This window comes from Hymenobacter sp. BRD67, assembly GCF_013256425.1.
Classification (GTDB): Bacteria; Bacteroidota; Bacteroidia; order Cytophagales; family Hymenobacteraceae; genus Hymenobacter.
In genome coordinates this window covers 494,549-513,320 of record NZ_CP053904.1, presented here as the reverse complement: position 1 = coordinate 513,320, position 18,772 = coordinate 494,549, and the positions used below count along the sequence as shown (strand labels likewise).

The 18,772-nt window shown below is 51.7% G+C and carries 15 protein-coding genes; 2 read left to right on the top strand and 13 right to left on the bottom strand.

The genetic code is table 11. The features are described 5' to 3' along the window. Window positions 1-70: 70 nt before the first annotated feature. The 7 genes from GKZ67_RS02345 to GKZ67_RS02315 form a co-directional block, all read right to left on the bottom strand. Window positions 71-631, bottom strand: a complete 561-nt coding sequence (locus GKZ67_RS02345; RefSeq protein WP_173240982.1) for a DUF6252 family protein — start codon at window positions 629-631, stop codon at window positions 71-73. Window positions 632-1,376: 745 nt separating this feature from the next. Beyond that, window positions 1,377-2,375: a GTPase ObgE gene (gene obgE / locus GKZ67_RS02340; protein WP_173240981.1), complete on the bottom strand. Its 999-nt coding sequence runs from the start codon at window positions 2,373-2,375 to the stop codon at window positions 1,377-1,379. Between the two features lie 150 nt (window positions 2,376-2,525). Further along, window positions 2,526-3,149, bottom strand: a complete 624-nt coding sequence (locus GKZ67_RS02335) for an adenylate kinase (protein WP_173240980.1) — start codon at window positions 3,147-3,149, stop codon at window positions 2,526-2,528. Between the two features lie 66 nt (window positions 3,150-3,215). Beyond that, entirely contained in the window at window positions 3,216-3,794 is a 579-nt protein-coding gene (locus tag GKZ67_RS02330; RefSeq protein WP_229725450.1) for a phosphoribosyltransferase, read from the bottom strand. A 264-nt stretch (window positions 3,795-4,058) separates the two neighbouring features. Further along, window positions 4,059-6,344, bottom strand: a complete 2,286-nt coding sequence (locus tag GKZ67_RS02325) for a sodium-translocating pyrophosphatase (RefSeq protein ID WP_173240979.1) — start codon at window positions 6,342-6,344, stop codon at window positions 4,059-4,061. 76 nt (window positions 6,345-6,420) lie between these two features. Then, window positions 6,421-7,614 carry an acyltransferase family protein gene (locus GKZ67_RS02320; RefSeq protein WP_173240978.1) on the bottom strand — a complete coding sequence of 398 codons (1,194 nt, stop codon included), beginning with the start codon at window positions 7,612-7,614 and terminating at the stop codon, window positions 6,421-6,423. A gap of 67 nt (window positions 7,615-7,681) precedes the next feature. Next, window positions 7,682-8,599 carry a M20/M25/M40 family metallo-hydrolase gene (locus GKZ67_RS02315; protein WP_173240977.1) on the bottom strand — a complete coding sequence of 306 codons (918 nt, stop codon included), beginning with the start codon at window positions 8,597-8,599 and terminating at the stop codon, window positions 7,682-7,684. Window positions 8,600-8,717: 118 nt separating this feature from the next. Between GKZ67_RS02315 and GKZ67_RS02310 the strand changes: the two genes are divergently transcribed. Further along, window positions 8,718-9,995 (top strand): tol-pal system protein YbgF, encoded by a 1,278-nt coding sequence (locus tag GKZ67_RS02310; RefSeq protein WP_173240976.1) that lies wholly within the window; start codon window positions 8,718-8,720, stop codon window positions 9,993-9,995. Between the two features lie 155 nt (window positions 9,996-10,150). Continuing rightward, window positions 10,151-11,500, top strand: a complete 1,350-nt coding sequence (locus GKZ67_RS02305) for a hypothetical protein (RefSeq protein ID WP_173240975.1) — start codon at window positions 10,151-10,153, stop codon at window positions 11,498-11,500. Window position 11,501: 1 nt separating this feature from the next. Here the strand turns inward: GKZ67_RS02305 and GKZ67_RS02300 are convergent, their stop codons facing one another. From GKZ67_RS02300 to GKZ67_RS02275, 6 genes are all read right to left on the bottom strand, one after another. Next, on the bottom strand, window positions 11,502-12,578 hold the full coding sequence (locus tag GKZ67_RS02300) for a glycosyltransferase family 4 protein (RefSeq protein ID WP_173240974.1): 1,077 nt from the start codon (window positions 12,576-12,578) through the stop codon (window positions 11,502-11,504). A gap of 71 nt (window positions 12,579-12,649) precedes the next feature. Continuing rightward, window positions 12,650-13,834: a glycosyltransferase family 4 protein gene (locus GKZ67_RS02295; RefSeq protein ID WP_173240973.1), complete on the bottom strand. Its 1,185-nt coding sequence runs from the start codon at window positions 13,832-13,834 to the stop codon at window positions 12,650-12,652. A 234-nt stretch (window positions 13,835-14,068) separates the two neighbouring features. Beyond that, window positions 14,069-15,325 carry a glycosyltransferase gene (locus GKZ67_RS02290; protein WP_173240972.1) on the bottom strand — a complete coding sequence of 419 codons (1,257 nt, stop codon included), beginning with the start codon at window positions 15,323-15,325 and terminating at the stop codon, window positions 14,069-14,071. Between the two features lie 22 nt (window positions 15,326-15,347). Beyond that, window positions 15,348-16,553: a glycosyltransferase family 4 protein gene (locus tag GKZ67_RS02285; protein ID WP_173240971.1), complete on the bottom strand. Its 1,206-nt coding sequence runs from the start codon at window positions 16,551-16,553 to the stop codon at window positions 15,348-15,350. A gap of 47 nt (window positions 16,554-16,600) precedes the next feature. Further along, complete coding sequence (locus GKZ67_RS02280; RefSeq protein ID WP_173240970.1) at window positions 16,601-17,407, bottom strand: glycosyltransferase family 25 protein; 807 nt, start codon at window positions 17,405-17,407, stop codon at window positions 16,601-16,603. A 263-nt stretch (window positions 17,408-17,670) separates the two neighbouring features. Further along, window positions 17,671-18,747, bottom strand: coding sequence for an acyltransferase family protein (locus tag GKZ67_RS02275; RefSeq protein WP_173240969.1), 1,077 nt, complete (start codon window positions 18,745-18,747; stop codon window positions 17,671-17,673). Window positions 18,748-18,772 lie beyond the last annotated feature (25 nt).

Sequence of the window (18,772 nt, the reverse complement as noted above, 5' to 3'; positions counted from 1 at the left end):
TTTGATATTCTTACTGATGAGGCTATAGATGAAGACTGTAACCAGATTCCAGCTTTTTTAAAGTAAGTCTTCACGGGCCCACTACTAAATCGAAGCTGCCGGCCGTCAACGCTACCTGCTGCTTGCCGGAGTCAGCAATAGCCAGGACCTGGAAAGTGCCCTGCAAATGCCGGTTAGTCGAATCCCAGGCGGTAATGGTCACCTCTCCAGGCGCGGCTATATCAAGACTGTATGATATAAACTGGTTAGACAGGTAAGGGAGAATATACTCCTGGTAGCTCGAGAAAGCGGTGTTTAGCTGATATGTTCCTACCCCTTTAAAATTCAGAAAATGCAATGTTAATTCGTGCGCTTTTGCTCCGGTTGCCCGGTCACTCGGCTCATCCGCTCCGTAAATATCGCATGAGTTATCAGCGTTCAGCTCCCCTTCTACGGGGCGAGAGTGACTACTACCGCTAAAGATACCCCCTATTACAGTGCCCAAGTCGGTGTGATTGTTAGCTACTACCGGTAGTCCATTGGCATAGTAAACCAGCGTATCACTATTATCGATGCGGCCCACGGGTAGCGCCGGCTCTATCTCCTTACTTGTGAGGGAGCAGCCTGTGAGCAGCAGTAGCAAGCTCCCCATTATCAAGCGTTGACCTGTGCCAGGCTTCGGTAAAATCATGACTCTACGAGTAGGTAAAACTCTTTTCTCATGTCTATACTACCGGTTCGATTTGCCAGAAACGCCTAGCCAATAGCTTACCAATGCACAGTACACCGTTTGCTCAGGGTTGAAATTGGCTTGAAACGTAAGGCCCCAGCGGCCGCCTGCTCGATTTTTGGGGCTAAGAATACCAACTTCTGCCGGTAGGCCCAGCGCCTGGTAGCTGCGGTATGAATAGAAGTACGTTTCACTGCCTAGTAAGCCGCTGTAATGCGCTGTGTACCGATACTCGCCAAGTTGCCGACCGTTGAGATAACCTACCCCCGCTGCTCCATACACCAGGCTGCGGCCCAGCGGTAAGCTATACCCGGCCAGGGCAGCTAGCTCTAGCTGTCGGTTGCGGGTATTCATACTTTCGAAAAGCACCGACCCTGGCCCGGTGGCCGGGCCCCACCACTTATAGCGGCTACGCCCCACTAGCAGCCAGCCCTTCTGCTGGGCCGCGACATGCAGCTCCAAGCCATTACCTATCCCTGCTCCCACGCTCCAGGTCGAGGCAAGTGGGCCGGTAATAGTTTGGGCCAACGCGGCTGCGGGCAGCAAAAGCAAACTAAGTAAGGTAACTTTTAGCATAGCCGGCTAGCTATTCGTGTTTTACTATTCAGGCACAGGAGGCATTTACCTCGCCCATAGGTTGCACGAGAACACGGCCATTTATCTGGCGCTACCCTTCATGCAGCGCACCCCATATCATGTCCTTCAGCTTCTGAATATTCTTATTTGTCAGACTAGAAATAAATACCGTAGGCGGCAAATCAGCGGGTAGGGAGGTCAGAATATCAGCTTCCAGCTCCTCATCCAGCATGTCGGACTTGGTAATAGCCAGCAGGCGCTTTTTATCGAGCAGGTCGGGGTTAAATTGCTCCAGTTCGCCCAGCAGCACCTTATATTCGGCGGCGATATCCTTGCTGTCGCAACTTATCATAAAGAGCAGCATAGAGTTGCGCTCGATGTGGCGCAGGAAGCGCGTGCCCAGTCCCCTGCCCTCGGCCGCGCCTTCAATGATACCCGGAATATCGGCCATCACAAACGACTGGTAATCACGATAGGCCACCACGCCCAGGTTGGGCACGAGCGTCGTGAAGGCGTAGTCGGCTATCTTGGGTTTGGCGGCCGACACTACCGAAAGCAGTGTGCTTTTGCCGGCATTAGGAAAGCCGACCAGGCCTACGTCAGCCAGCAGCTTCAGCTCCAGAATCACCTGCTCCTCAATGGCCGGCTCGCCGGGCTGCGCATATTGCGGCGCCTGGTTGGTAGAGGTTTTGAAGTGGTCGTTGCCGAGGCCGCCGCGCCCACCGGGTGTGAGGATACGGCGCTCGCCGTCCTTGGTTATTTCGAGCTTGACTTCGCCGGTTTCGGCGTCGCGGGCCACGGTGCCCAGCGGCACCTGAATCACGATATCTTCGCCCTGCGCACCCGAGCGCAGGTTTTCGCCGCCATTCTGGCCATCATGGGCGAAGAGATGCTTGCGGTACTGCAGGTGCAGCAGCGTCCAGAGCTGCGAGCTGCCTTCGAGGATGATGTGGCCGCCCCGGCCGCCATCGCCGCCGTCGGGGCCGCCATTGGGCAGGCCCTTGGCCCGGAAAAAGTGGTGCGAGCCCGCCCCACCCTTGCCCGAGCGGCAGGTGATTTTGACGTAGTCGATGAAATTATTGTTAGCCACAGCTTATTGCTATTATAAGGTAAAACAGAACGTCATGCTGAGCTTGCCGAAGCAGCTCGCTCGCATCGTTGGGTATAAACCCTGGCGGCGCGAGCGAGATGCTTCGGCAGGCTCAGCATGACGTTCTTAGGTTAGTTTCGTGCGCAGTCGCTAGGCTTTCACCTCGTTGGTTGCAGCAGCAGGCGCTTCGGCCTGCGCCGCCTTATGCTGGTCGATAAGGGCGCTAATCTGCTGAAAAATCGTTTCAATCTCCCCAATACCGTTGAGGGCGTGAAACTTATGCTGGGCGGCATAGTAGCTGGCTACTTGCGCCGTTTCGGTATTGTACACCGTTACGCGGCGGCGAATCTTGGTTTCGTCCTGGTCGTCGGGGCGGCCGCTGGTTTTGCCGCGCTCCAGCAAGCGCTTCACCAGTTCCTCCTCTCCTACTTCGAGAGCAATCATGCAGGCAACGGTAGTATGATGCCGGGCCAGTAGCCGGTCGAGGCTTTCGGCCTGCGCCGTAGTGCGCGGAAAGCCGTCGAAGATGAAGCCGGAAGCCTGGGTATTAGTAGCCAGGGCGCTGCCAATCATGCCGATAACTACTTCGTCGGGCACGAGCAACCCTTCATCCATCAGCTTTTTGGCTTTCAGGCCCAACTCAGTGCCCTCAGCAATCTGGGCGCGCAGCAAATCGCCGGTACTCAGGTGAACGAGGTTGTACTTGGCAATGAGCTTCTGGCTTTGGGTGCCTTTGCCCGCGCCGGGCGGGCCGAAGAGGACGATGTTGTGCATAGAAAAACTGGAGTTAGGCGCGGACGCCGGAGCGGGAACTGATAAGGGGGCCTACGAAAAATAGCGCTAGGCGGCCACGTACACATCGGGCAGGTTGCGCCCCAGGCCATCGTAGTCGAGGCCATAGCCCACCACGAAGTCATTTGGAATTTCCAACGCGATATACTTCAGATTCAGCGGATAGCGGAGGCTATCGGGCTTGAAAAACATAGCCGCAATCTCGATAGAAGCGGGGTGGTTGGCTTGCAGGGTGGGCAGCAAATGGCTGAGCGTGGTGCCAGTATCAACGATGTCTTCGACCAGCACAATGTCGCGGCCACTCACATCTTCGCGCAGGCCCATTATCTCCTGCACCTGCCCCGTGCTGCCGGTGCCTTCGTAAGAAGCCACCCGAATAAACACTATCTCACACTCGCCGGCGTAGCGCTTGAGCAGGTCGGTGGCAAACATGAAGCCGCCCGTAAGCACTACTACAAACAGCGGCCGGCGGCCGGCGTAGTCCGCATTGAGGCGAGCCGCCACCCGGTCGATGGCCGTGGCAATCTCAGCAGCAGAGAGATAAGGCCGGAAAGCCTTGTTATGGAGCGTAATAGAGGGTTGACCCATGCAGGAATGAGCGGCCAGCGTGGCCGTTTCGGACTGCAAAGGTAAGGGCTGCAACACAACCCCTTCCCGACCGGCGCTAATTGCCGGATTTAGCAGCGTCCGACCAGGCACTTAGCCCAGCCTTTAAAGAGAAGATAATATAGTAAATTTTTAACAATATTAATAATTTACTATATTATGCAAAACGCTTATATTGCCGCTTCTTTAACTTCGCACTCAGGGAGGTTATTTGCTAAAAAAGAACGTCCTGCTGAGCGCAGGACGTTCTTTCCCAAGTGCTCCGCCAGGTAAGCCAGGGTACGCTTAGCGCAGCTGCCGCAGGGTTGTCAGCAAAACTGCCTCGACAGCGGGGGCGGCAGTTTGCACGAAGCGAACATGAGGCTGCGTCAGCTCCACCCGGTCGTGGATGGGCGTCGGCGCCATACTCCGCTCGCCCCCGTGGCGGGCAATGTGCGGGGCGATTACCAGCGACACGATACTCATGAGCTTAATAAGGATGTTCATGCTCGGGCCGCTGGTATCCTTAAAGGGGTCGCCTACCGTGTCGCCGGTTACCGAAGCCTTATGGGCATCGGAGCCCTTGAACTCCATCTTACCGTTTACCATTACACCTTTCTCAAACGACTTCTTCGCGTTGTCCCAGGCGCCGCCGGCGTTGCTCTGAAACATGGCCATGAGCACGCCGCTCACCGTAACGCCGGCCAACGTGCCGCCCAGCACCTCCGGCCCAAACAGAAAGCCGATAAGAATGGGCGTTAGCAGCGCAATGGCACCCGGTGCCACCATTTTCCGAATCGCAGCTTCGGTGCTGATAGCCACGCACTTTTCGTACTCGGGCCGGCCCGTGCCCTCCATAATACCCGGTATCTCGCGGAACTGACGCCGTACTTCCTGCACCATTGCCATGGCCGCCTGCCCCACCGCCGTGATAGCAAGGGCCGAGAAGATAAACGGTATCATAGCCCCGACAAACAAGCCGGCCAGCACATTAGCATTCGAGATATCGATGGTATCAATGTGTGCCGTGCCCATGAAGGCTGCGAACAGGGCCAGCGACGTGAGCGCCGCCGAGGCAATGGCAAAGCCCTTGCCGGTGGCAGCGGTAGTATTGCCCACGGCATCCAGAATATCGGTGCGCTCGCGTACTTCCTTGGGCAGCTCGCTCATTTCGGCAATGCCGCCGGCGTTGTCGGCAATGGGGCCGAAAGCGTCAATAGCCAGCTGCATCGCGGTGGTGGCCATCATGCCAGCCGCCGCGATAGCTACTCCATAGAGGCCGGCGGCCTTGTAGCTCAGCACGATACCCGCGGCCAGCACCAAGATAGGAAGCACCGTGCTTTCCATGCCCACGGCCAGCCCACCGATAACGGTAGTGGCGTGCCCGGTGCTGCTTTGCTGCACAATACTCATCACCGGGCGCTTGCCCATGGCCGTATAATACTCGGTAATAATGCTCATGAGCGTGCCCACCGCCAGGCCTACCAGCACCGCGTAAAAGACGTGCATTGCGTCGAAGGTGAAGCCGCGAATGGTGATATCACCGGCCGGCAACAGCCACTCAATCAGAAAGTAAGAAAAAATGGCCGATACCACCACCGAAGCATAGTTGCCAAAGTTGAGAGCCCCTTGCACGCTACCGCCTTCCTTCACGCGCACCAGCAGAATACCAACGAGCGAAGCCACGATTCCCAGCCCGGCAATCGCCATCGGCAGGAAAATCGGCGAGAGGCCACCCAAAGCATCGGCATTGCTTAGCCGCACCTCACGTCCCAGCACCATAGTTGCCAGAATAGTGGCCACGTACGAGCCAAACAAGTCGGCACCCATGCCGGCCACGTCGCCCACGTTATCGCCCACGTTATCGGCAATGGTGGCTGGGTTACGCGGGTCGTCTTCCGGAATACCGGCCTCTACCTTGCCCACCAGGTCGGCCCCCACGTCGGCGGCCTTGGTATAAATGCCGCCGCCCACGCGGGCAAACAAGGCAATGCTTTCGGCCCCCAGCGAGAAGCCGGTAAGCACTTCCAGGGCCTTTTCCATTTCGACCCCGCTGGCCGTGCCGCCCTTGTTAACCACAAACAGCTGGTAAAAAACAATAAACAGGGAGCCCAGGCCCAGCACCGCTAGTCCGGCCACGCCCATGCCCATTACCGACCCACCCGAAAACGAGACTTTCAACGCCTGGCTCAAGGAAGTGCGGGCCGCCTGGGCCGTGCGTACATTGGCCTTGGTGGCAATTTTCATCCCGATGTAGCCGGCTGTGGCCGAAAACACTGCCCCAATCAAGAACGCGATGATGATAATCGGGCTGGACCGCTCGCCAGTAAAGCCCAGATAACCAAGGAATACTGATGCAATAAGAGCAAATAGCGCCAGCACTTTGTACTCGGCCTTTAGGAAGGCGATAGCCCCATCAGCAATGTACCCGGCAATGGTAGTCATCTTTTCGTCGCCGGCATCCTGCCGCGCCACCCAACCCGAGCGCAGCCAAGTATAGAGTAAGGCTAATATACCTAAAGCAGGAACCAAGTAAAGTATGGGGGCATAAGCAGCAAATGAAGGATTGGAGAAAAGGAAAGCTAAGCTCATGAAGATGAACCCAGATGGGCAAATGTAGGCAATTGACCCAAATTTATCCGCTTTCAACACCAACAGTTTTTTAAACCTATACCTTACGAAAGAAATTAACAGAAACACGCTCTGTAACCCAGTATATAGCGTAGGAAATTAGCGTAACCACTGGAATAGCTAGCCAGTAATAACGGGCATAATTTACCAGTTCACCTGTAGTGACAACCAACACGCTACCGCACAGAATAAGCAGTGGAAAATGGTATAGATAAAGCGAAAAGCTAAAAACCCCCATTGGATGAAACAGACGCACTGCTACATTACGGCGCGATACACGTCCAGCTAATAAGCCTGAAACACTTACTACTGCCAATAGCACTGCTACAAAACCAGATAGCACCTTTAATTTGAGAACAGCTAATGGTAGTAATGCGGCAGCCAACAGCAGTACTACGACTAAAAGCAAGCTTCCAGAAACTCGCTTAAACCACATGAGCCAAGGACTGTGAACTACTACGTCATAGAGGGCCACACCAACCGCGAAATAAAAATTATATAGCAATAAAAAATCTACTGCTGCGCCCCACTGATAATGTAGCGTTGCAGTGATGACGCCTATTAGATAGAGCAGCACAGAGGCTATATAATAGGCGCGTACCCTCCAAAATGCTAAGGGAACTACTAAATAAAACAGTGCCTCCGGCAGTAGGGACCAGTATACTGAATTATACCCGATAAATACGCTACTATCGCCTGGCAGAAAGGCCAGCGTGCGTAGTAAAGTAGACAGATGAAAATGTTGCAGGTCAGCCCAAGCAGCAAGTAGCGATATATTCAATTCATGATGCCCATCCACAGTAAGCATTTGAGGAATATATTGGGCCACGAGCGTCAGGCATCCAGCAGCTAGCAGCGCGGACGCTATGTAGGGCGGGTAAATACGTACAATGCGGTTTAAATAGAACGCACCTGCTGCTCGCGGCTTACGCTTTTGAGCATAGCGAATGAAAAAGCCTGAGAGCACAAAAAAGAAAATGACCATTTCATAACCTGCTGAGCTTAGCATGTCTACAGCAAAAAGCACATACTGTGTTAGGTCCCAAGTAGCACGTGGAAAGGCTGTTAGATATTCACGTCCACCCGACCACATAATGTACTTGGCATGGTATACTACCACATAGAAGGCACAAAACCCCCGTAGGCAATGCAAAATATCAAGCTCCTGATAAGATAACTGTTTTAAAGAACTGTCCTTAACAGGAGCCGATGGCATAGCAACTATTTTCATTATAAATGCGCTAATTAGCGGGTTGTAAATTCTGTAAATTTACGCTTGCAACCTGCACATTCAATATTTACAATTCACACATCAACTTATTATATAGCGCTACCATACTCAGTATGTCGGCTTTAGTTACTATCTCATCGGGTGTATGCACCTCGTCTTCGGGGGCGCCCACGAAACACCAGTCCCAGGGCACGTCAGTACGCTGCAGGTCTTTGGCATCAGACCCACCCGTCTCCTCTACTTCCAGCTGATGAGCTATGCCGGCGGCCCGCGCAATAGCCCGGATGCGCTCGACGTAACGGCGGCGCGGGATGAGCGAGTCGCGCAGCGAGATAACGCAGCCATTACCTGCTTTTACGCCCTCCGTCACCCAGGTTATGTCTGCAATCAGCGCCTGGCGCACGCCGTAGGTTTCGTAGATAAACCTAGCCAGGTACGGCACTGAGCCACCACCATGCTCCTCCCAGCACGAAAAGGCGATAATGCCGTGCTCCAGGGTTTCGGCTACTTGTAGCGCGGCCCACACCCCCAGGCGGTTGTCGAGGTAGCAGCTTTGCACGGTAGTATCTGTTTCGCGGAAGTCGCAGGCAAAGGTGAGGCTGGTGCCGGTCTCGATAAGACGGCTGAACTCATAGCTCAGGGCCTCGGTTTCTTCCTCAACTACCAACGTACAAGCTATTTCGCCTTGCGAGTCTTTTCCTACCAGCCGATAGCCCGTCTTTACTTCTGGCCCACCAATGGGTATCAGTTCGCGCCCGTAGCGCACGGTAAAACCAATACTGTCGAGATGAGTAAATATGGCCGTTCGGGGCTGCCCGAATACTAGCAGCAGGCAGTCCTGGAAGCGGTTTTCGTCGTGCACTATCAGCGGTGGCTGTCGCCAGCCAGGGCCATGTCGCTGCACATAGTCGAGCAGAAAGTGGCTGAGCCTGGCCTCTTCGCCGGCAGGTGCCGGCAGTTGGCAAAGTGTCTTGAGAAGCTCCATATCCTAAAAGTCTAACGTGATACTACCGCCAAAGCTAGAGCCGCTGCCGTACTTTCGTTGGGCTGAAACCCGACCAAACCACGCCGGGCCAACGCTTCTATTCGCTTCATCTGCCAGTATGTCTGTTTTTTCCTGGTTTTCACGTGGTTTGCTGTTGCTGACTTACCTGTTGGGTGCGGTGCTAACTAGCCACGCGCAGAAGACACCGCCTGACACTACCAGGCTGCGCATAGGGCAGGTACCGGAGATGCGCACCATTGCGGTCGATACCGTTAACGTGCTGCCTACCGCTGCCGATACGAAGGGCTGGCTGCTGCTCGATAAAGATATCCAGCTGGAGTTGGATGGAGCGGTGCAGAACCTATATAATTTTAAGTATGACAAAGCAGAAAAGCAGTTTCGCTCGCTGCGCCGCCGCTATCCGCACCACCCTATGCCCTATTTTCTGCTGGGGCTGAGCACCTGGTGGAAGATTTTGCCCACCAACTTCAATTCCACGCAGTACGACAAGCTGTTTTTTGCCTATATGGACACAGCCAATACGTACAGCGAGCAAATGGTGAAGGCTGACCCGCACAATTACGAAGGCTACTTTTTCCTGTCGGCCGCCAACGGCTTTGATGCCCGCCTCAACGCGGAGCGCCACAACTGGCGCAAGGCTACCTTCAGCAGCAAGCGGGCCCTCAACTACCTGCAAAAAAGCAGCGAGGCCAACGGCTTGAGCCCCGAATTTCTCTTTGGCGAGGCGCTGTTTAACTACTACGCCGTCTGGATTCCGGATAATTACCCGCTGCTCAGGCCAGTACTGCTATTTTTCCCTAAAGGCAACAAACAGCTTGGCCTCAGCCAGCTGCGCACCGTAGCTAATACCGCTTTCTATACTGGTGTCGAAGCAAAGGTGTTCCTGATGAAGCTCCTTCACAACGATGAGCATCAAACGGCGGCGGCTATGCCCATCGCCCGCGGCCTGGCGTTAAAATATCCCGATAATGGTTATTTCGCCCGCTTCTACGCCTTGCTCTGCTTCGACCAGGCCGACTTTGGTGAGTGTGAGCGCGTGAGCCGCGACATGATTGATAAAATCAACGTGGGCATGCCGGGCTACGAGGCCAGCAGTGGCCGCTATGCGACTTATTTTATGGGCTACCTCATGCAGTACAAGTACCGCGACCTACCCAAAGCCAAGGACTACTATCAGCGCTGCATCGTATTCGCCGAGAGCAATGGCGAAACCGACGGTGGCTTCTACCTCTTCGCTAATTCCAACCTTGCCCGCATGGCCGACCGGGAGCACGATATAGCAACTGCGAAGCGCTATTACACTGTCGTATCCGATAAAGCAGACCACAAGTCAGACCAGTATAAAGAAGCGAAGGCTTGGCTAAAGAAAAATTGACTGTATTAATTTATAATAGGTAAATTTAATTCTGAATAAAGACGTTGGATAAAAGTAATTTTGACTTGCCTCAGTCCTTTGTAACAGAGTTATACCCCATTTTTGTTTGGGAGCACATAATTTAATCTGCATTTAACATTAATGCACTGGCTTTTATGAAGTTAAACGATTTTCTGCTTACTCCTATCTATTTGGGGATACTCTACGCACTAGCATACGCTATAAGGCCTTCAATAACCAACATATATACAAAGCGATACTTCATACCGGCACTTTCAGCTAAATTAGTTGGGGCTCTGGTATTAGGTATTTTATACCATACTATTTACGGAGGTGACACTAACAATTATTTCCACCATGGGGAGATAATATATAATGCTTTTAGTAAGTCTTTTAGTGCTGGATTAGAATTACTTACCACAGACGGTACAATCACACCCAATATCGCACCTTATGCAAGTCAGATGGCTTGGTTCGGCAAAGGCAGCAACGAATATTTCGTAGTTAGAATGGCTGGACTGGGGGCAGTGTTGGGATTCAACACCTATTCTGTAACAGCAATTTTTTTCGCTTTCCTAAGCTTTAGTGGCATGTGGGCTATGTATATGACATTTGCCAAAATTTGTCCTCAAGCTTATCAGAAGTTAGCTGTTGCTGTTTTTTTTTTACCGTCAGTATTTTTTTGGGGATCGGGACTACTTAAAGACTCCCTTTGCATAGGTGCACTTGGCTGGCTTTTTTATGCATTTTACCGCGGAGCTATAGAGAAAAAAAATATTGTAAAATGTGTTATTATCGGCGCAGTAGCTGCCAGCGTTATTTTTTCCATGAAAGTATATATACTGTTGGCATTTTTACCACCTGCTGCATTGTGGGTTTTCAATGAGAATACTCAACGTATCCGTTCCAATGTTGTGCGATGGGTAGCAAAACCCTTTTTTCTTTTGGCTGGCACAGCTGTAGCTGTTTACGCCATGGGAGCAGTAGCCGCATCCGATGCCCGTTTTAACCTCGATAAGATTGGTGAGCAGAGTAAAATTACCGCTACTTATTTACAGGGAGTAAGTCAACAAGAGAATGGCTCTGGCTATAATATTGGCGAACAAGATGGTACTATTGGGGGCATGGCCAAGCTAGCACCGCAGGCAATTATAGTAGCATTATTCCGTCCTTTCTTATGGGAGGCCCGTAACCCAACTATGGCGCTTTCCGCTCTAGAGTCAGCTTATTTTCTGATTCTTACAGTACGCATTATTTTTCGTGTTGGCTTTATTAAAGCACTAAGGGCAATCACCAGTACGCCAGTGCTCACCCTATGCTTTGTATTTAGCTTAATATTTGCTATTTCAGTAGGAATTTCCAGTGGAAACTTTGGTACACTCGTGCGTTATAAAATTCCGCTTATGCCGTTTTATCTAGCTGGCTTATATATACTAGAAAGCGTTACGCAGTCAATGATAGCACACTCACGACCTGTATCAGCCCGCAAAGCTCAACTGGCTTAATTCAGGAAAATAATTCTATAAAATTAGGGGTATTTGCTTGTACTGAATAGCGTTGCTCAATAGTCTTTCGGGCTGCGTTACCTAGTGACTGCCGGTGTGCAGCATCAGTCAGTAATTGGCGCAACCGCTGTAGCCACTCATGAGTTTCGGAGCAGATGTACCCATTGTAGCCGTCCTGCACTACTTCAGTGTTCATTCCAACTGGTGATACCAACGCGGGGACCCCCAATGCCATGTATTGCAAGGCTTTGAAGGCACATTTGCCTTTCGCCCATAAGTCGTCTTCTAATGGCATTAAACCAATATGGAAAGTAAGTAAGTCTGTAATCTCCGTATCTTTTTGCCAAGGCACAAAGCGCAGCGAATGCAAGGGTTGGTCAAAAACCGGGGCATGATTCGAAATAATCCGGAATTCGAAGTTGTGCCCTTCAGCTTCTAGTTGCGCAATAACGGGTACTAACGGTAGCAGATATTTTAAGGTTGAATGCGTACCCGTCCAACCAATAACTAAAGGCCCTGGTGCAAGTTGATTGCGCACTTTGTTGTGCAGATGCACTGTATCGATAGTAGTAGGATTAACTATTACGTGCGAACTGAACTGCTGGGCATATGACGCCAGATACACGTTTCCGCAGCTATTTTTATAAGCCCACCGGCAGATATAAGCTACTTTATGGTGAAACTTTAGGCTAGCCGCCGCCTTATTCACTTCAGAAGTATTAGGTAGCCAGATAGCGTCATCAAAATCATAAATGATTTTCTTACGCAGCACCTTTGCTAGTAGCCACTCCAGCACAGGAGGTCCCAATGGTGCGGCCTCCCTATGAATAAAGATAAAGTCATAAGCAGGGGCGGCGAGTAGGTGCCCTACTCGCCGAACAAAGCCGCCTAATATACCTAAAGCTTTTTGCAGCGCCTGTCCAGGTTGATACAAAATACGCCAGGTAGCTTCGTCTATAAAAGGTGCCAGACGATATTGGAACCCATGAGCAACTAGAATTTCTAAGTACTGTTCAAAGCGAAAACGCTGCGACGGTGCCCGGCCTGGCGGGTAAGGTGTTAAAAAGAGAATACGCACTGACAAGGAAATCGGTAACCGGCTAAATGAGCGCCGAAGAATAGAGTTGTAAATTACAGTATGGCATGCTTCTAATCAACCACATTAAATATGAGACTATGGTAAAGACCGCCAAGAACCTCGTACGTATTTGACGGCGCAAATTTTTGTCGCACAAACTGACGACCAGCTTGCGAAAATTGCGCTCGCAATACTCCATCCGCAGCTAGCCGGTTAATGGCAATAGCCATTGCCTCTACATCTCTGTTAGCTACTAATAACCCCGACTTCTCATTCTCAAATAACTCAGCAGGACCACCACAAGCAGATGCTATCAGTGGCACACCATAATATAGTGCATCCAGACAGGTTAGAGAAAAAGACTCTGCCTCCGAAAAATTAAGAACAATGTCGTGCGCTTTTATTAATTCCTCGGTATTAGCAGTGAACCCTTCGAATTGTACCACTTCAGAAAGCCCTTTCATTTTCGCCGTGCCTACTAGCTCATTACGAAACTCTTGATTTTTAACCATACCCATGTCCCCCCCTACAAAATGTAAGCGTAAGTTTGGGTTACGGGTATAAGCTAGGTGAAACGCTTCCAACGCAAAATCCTGTCCCTTCCCCCGAATGTAATTGCTGAGGTATAGTAGTCGGACAGGCTGCCCATTCTTAGACTGCACTATATGGGGTGGTAGCTTCTCTCCACTTGCGGGCAATGGGTCATACACTGTGCGTATGCACGCATGAGCAGGTGTGAAATAACCCCGCACTGCTTCCGACACGCAAAGTACCTGCTGTGCAGCATGTTCGGCTAACCACCGCCATGGCCTTGCAAAGAGTTGAGGTAATACTTGCGGCAGAAACCGCACATGGGTGAGCACCGGTATTGTACCCAGGCTCAGCCAACGAGCGACGTAGCCTGTTAAGTTATAGAAGTCATTAATATGGATGACCGCTGCTCGCTTACGTCGAGCCAGTCGTTTCAGTCGCCAACCATTGAGCAGCAACATAGGAAAGTAGCGTAGCAAGTCTAGCGGCCGACGACTAATTTCAACAAAAGGTAATTCGTGCACATGATAGCCATCTGCCGCTAGCAATGCACTACCTGTACTTGCAGTAGGCAATACGTAGGCAAAGTCAAACTGGTCACGTAATGGATTAGTAGCGTGGCGCAAGGCATTAAGAGCGCCGGTAACAGCCCGTGAGTTGTCAACTAATAAAATAAGGGGCCGAATTCCGGAGGTGCGATTATCTAAAGGGAATGATTTTTTCACAATATATTATCTATATTTTACTGTTTTATTCTTATGCGCTATTTGACATAATTTGACATACTGAAGTTACACTCAAATCGCATTCCTGCTAACGCGGTAGCAACATAATATCCTAGCGGTACAGCTGTCTTAATTCTTAGCTGTGTAGCTCGACCTGACAATTACCTCTATTAACTTTGATCATATTTGTGACCCACAACAGCTCAGTTAACAAGTATGCCAGTGCAGTCACCATTAGGCTAACAAGCTATCCAGAAGCTTTTTCCACGCGCCGAAAATGCGCTGGTGCGTAAAGTCATTGGCGCGAAGGCGGGCCGCATTCCCAAGGCGCTGGCGAGCATCAGCGTCACGTAATAGCTGGCTAAGCGTATCAGTCCAGCAAGTTAGGTCTGCTGCTAGGGTAGCAGGTTCGGTTAACATAGGCATTAAGATGCCAAACTCAGCCCATTCGGCGTGGCGGAGGGGTAGTTTGGGTATCTGGGTATCAGGTGCCAACATCTCACGCGGACCTGTCGGGCAATCTGTCGACACTACCGGTACACCGCATGTCATCGCTTCACCTAAAGCTAGTGGAAAGCCCTCCCAAGCCGAAGGAAACACAAAAGCAGTTGCCGGACGAATATATTTAAAGGGGTTTTGCTGAAGGCCTACAAAATAGACATCATACTCCGGCGTAAGCACATCGGAGCTATTCATTGCCTGATACACCCGCAGCCCCAGAGCGCGGGCATGACTAAGCAAGGCTTCGCGTAGTTCTCCGTCACCAATAAAAATCAGTTTGGCCGGCTGATGCATAAGCAAAGCCGCAAAAATATCGAGCAAGGGAGCCTGATTTTTTTGAATTGCTAACCGTCCGGAAGTAACTAATACAGGCCCTGCAGCATATACTGCCTGCATCGCGACGTCAAGTTGCTCCATACTCTGAGCCCGCACGTACTCCACTTCAAAGGAGTTATTTATCGCTGACAGTTTGTGCAGAGGCACCCCAAACGTTTCGGTCATTTCTGGGATGATATCGCGGCTCACTGTCACCATCTTATCTGCGCGCTGATAAAGCCAAGGCATTAATACTTTCTTACGCAACCAGCCAACTGTCCCATTTATGTTTCGGTCATATACTTTAGAGCCTTGGATGAGCACCACGGCTTTTTCCTGCCCTTTGCTTAGCAGATTAACATAATCAGCGCCTTCCAGATGGCTTACCGCTATATCACAGGCAAGTTCCTTCTTCAGCTCGCGCAACCGACGTACTCGCAACCAGAAATTCTGGACTTTAGTCAAGGGATTCCCGCCACCCGGCACACCCAGGCTACGCACGGGGTTACCACTGGGGTACATATCGTCTTCATCCTCGTTAAAAATAACTTCCGTTACCTGATAATACTTACTCAACTCCACGCTATGGTCATGAAACGCACGTTGCGCACCACCCATCCCTCGGTTTGGGATAATAATTAGCAGTCGGGGACGGCAATCAGACTCAGTCATCATTAGTTTATAATAGAAGGCAGGTTTACTTGACAACCTGCGTAAAAATGGCTTCGTAAGCTGCCACACACCGCCCCATACGAAATTTATCGAAGCATTGTACAGCAAGACTTTTATCTATTGTTAATCGCTCGGGGTCAGCAATATAGATATGTAAAGCGGCAGTTAAGGCATCTGGCTCGGTCAGGCCCCGACCATCCTGCTCTAATAGCACCCCAGCCAGTCCCTGGCCTGGAACCTCTAGCATATGAGGAATTTCTCCGATGCGAGTCGCTACTACTGGTACACCACAAAACAAATATTCGGCAATGGAGTTAGGCAGGCTTTCAGAGGCAAAGTAGCTTGGCAGCAGGCCCACGTCAAACAGCCGCACCCAGTCGATGGGATTGGAAGCAAAGCCCACGAAGTGGACGTGCGGGTTGGTATTGGCCACTTTCAGGTCGGTGAGGTAGTCGCTGCTTCCCACCAGCACCAGATGCGCGTTAGGGTGAGTTGCGCTTATCTCCTCAAATGAGCGCAGGGCGTAGGCCCAACCCTTTTCGGCAATACCTCGGGCCACCATACCAAACACGATGTCCTGCTCACCAATGCCAAGCTGGCTTCGCGTGGGCAGTTTATCGGGAGCGGAAAAATGCCCGTCGAAGCCATTATAAATCTGCGCGTGCGGAATATCATCGAACGACCGTACGCCGGGCACCGAGAAAATCTCTAGATTCTTCTGCGTTAAGTACACCACGGCGGCGGCCTGCCGCAGCGCTTCACGTGATTTCAGGGTAACCTCCGGCTCCGTGGTCTTATGCATAAAATCCTCGTAGCAGCCGTGCATCGTAATCACCAGCGGCACCTGGGGCCGGGCAGCAGCACAGGCCGCCGCCGCCACGTAGTCCGACTTAATCATGTGCGAGTTGATAAGCTGTACGCCGAGTTGCTCCATCGTCTGCCGCATGTGGCGCTCCACCAGCTGCTCGCGCAGCGGAAAAGGCTTCCCAAACCGGCGGAGCACTCCCTGCATCTTGCGGCTCAGCCACTCCAGCCCCGGCACACCGGTATCGAAGCCCAGCACGGGCACATCCGGGGCCACCTGCTTTACCAGCGGATGGTTGGTATAGCTAGGGTAATGGCTATACAGCCATACCCGGTGACCGCGCTGATGCAGCGCCTGCGCCAGTCGCATCCCAAACACCTGGGCTCCCCCGGTACGCAAATCCTCAATGGCAAGCAGTATTTTCATAGATAACACTTCAGACGACAGAGAGTAAACACCAGCCTGTGTTTAGCTTACTGCACCTTGTTGAAAGGCGGCTGGTCGACGAACCGGAAGTGGTATTTCTCGCCCTGAATCTTGTTGGCGCGCTTTTCCAGATAAGACATCAGCACTGGCACCTTGTACTTACGCACAAGCGAGGCCGCCCGGCTGGTCAGCGTCTTGGCCGTGTCGTATTCGATGGAGGAGCGAATGGGCGCGGCCTGCACCTGCACCGGGTACAAGCAGCGGAAGGAGCTAAACCCGTGTTTGTCATAGTAGTCGCCCCAGTAGTCCGTCTGCACCCAGATGGGCATTAACACGTCAATCATCCGTTCAGCCACCTTTTTGGTGATAACATAGGCCATGGACGACGCAATTTCGTGCAAGTCAACGGGATACACTAGTTCGCACCCTTCTCCTACCGGCTTGCGCTCGTACTTACTCATATCGGTGGTGTCCTTGGCCTGATGATGGTTGAAGTAAGACAGCGAAATAATCTCGTCGTCTTTAATCTCGCGCTCCACGATATCCAGAATTTTATGGATGTTTTTAGGCAGTGCGGCGTCGTCCTCAATCACCAGGCTCACGCCAACGTTATTGGCCACGATATGCTTGTAAATCTTCACATGCGACAGCGAGCACGCAATGACGCCCTTAGTCAGGTAGGGGTTTTTCCGCACAGCATCCTGGTCAGACATTATGTCGAAGTCGGCTGGGGTCAGGTTGATGTAATCAACCGCGTCGATTAGTTCATAATCAACTTTCAGGGAGTCCAGATGAGCTTTTATATACTTGGTTCTCGCTTCTACCCTCGACAGGCTTACAACAAAAATTTTCATCAGTAGTAATTAGTAAATTTAACTTGCTGGCAATGGGCGGTAGCCAAACCGGTAGCCGCCCATTACTGCCACTCCGAAGGAGAGCCAGCCTTGCATTTATGAATGTAGATGGCTGAAAATCAATTTCATTCTTCAATCAATTTAGCCAGGCTCAGGCAGTTTATTGGGCAGATGCCACGCTCCAGCACCAAGTAAAGGTACAATGACCCTGCTACTAACGTATTTGTCCTACTATCGGGCGGCCCGCACTATTTAACTATGAATTAGCGGCGGCTCTGGGAGGCCAAGCGCATAAAGGGCTTTTCTACCACCAGATAGAACACGTAAGCACCCGCAATAGCTAGGCTCAGGCACACGGCCGTCAGCAGAAGCTTGCGGGCGTCTGAGGTCGGCGGCAGCAGCTTCACTAGGGCAAACTCGGCCGTAGTACCGATGAGGCCGTGCAGCAGATAGAGCGAATACGATATCTTACCCAGAAACGAAAAGCCCGGAATACTCACCTTAATGGTGTTGATGGCCACTGCTGTCCCCACCCCTATTAGGGCTGCGTACAAGCCCAGTTGCCACAGTGCCAGCCCGCCAAACACCGCCAGACCGGCCACATACAGCCACTTCGGCGCCTGCTGCTGCCATAGCAGCGCCACGCCGCCCAGCGCAAACAGCGTACTGTAATGGAAAAACCCAGCCGCCGCGAGCACCGGCACAAACTGCAACAGGCCCATCAGCACATATAGCACCACAAACCAGCCCACCTTCCGGCCAAACAGGAAATTGAATAGCAGACCGATAAACAGATAAAACTGGAACTCAATAGCCAGCGTCCAGAAGATACCGCTTATCCACTTGTAATTTGTGAAGGGAATGGTAAACAGTAGGTTATGCACCACTTGGCTAATACTCAAATCCTTAGTATAAAAGGAGGTTTTGTTGATAACCTTATCGATGAAAAACCACTGCCCGAGCACCAGCAGCAACGAGATATAGGCGGGCGGGTTAATACGCATAACGCGCTTTTTCAGGTAGGCAAAGAAGCCAGCCACACGGTGGTTTTTGCCTACCAGACTATAGGGAATGATAAAACCCGAGATAACGAAAAAGATATCAACCCCCAGATAGCCCTGCGAAAACGCGCTTTTGGCGGCGGGTACCACTAGCTTAGGCATCATGCCGCCGCTAAAGTGAAAAAAGCAGACGCTCAGCGCGGCCACGGCCCGGAGCGTATCAAGTCCGGGCAAATAGCTCTTGCGATGTTTTACTTCGACGGTGCCCAGCACGACATCCGAAATGGGCAATGCCGCTGGGGAAGCGGCAAAATCATTTTCTGCGGGTAGCGTATGCATCAATAAAAAATAGCAAATTAGATAA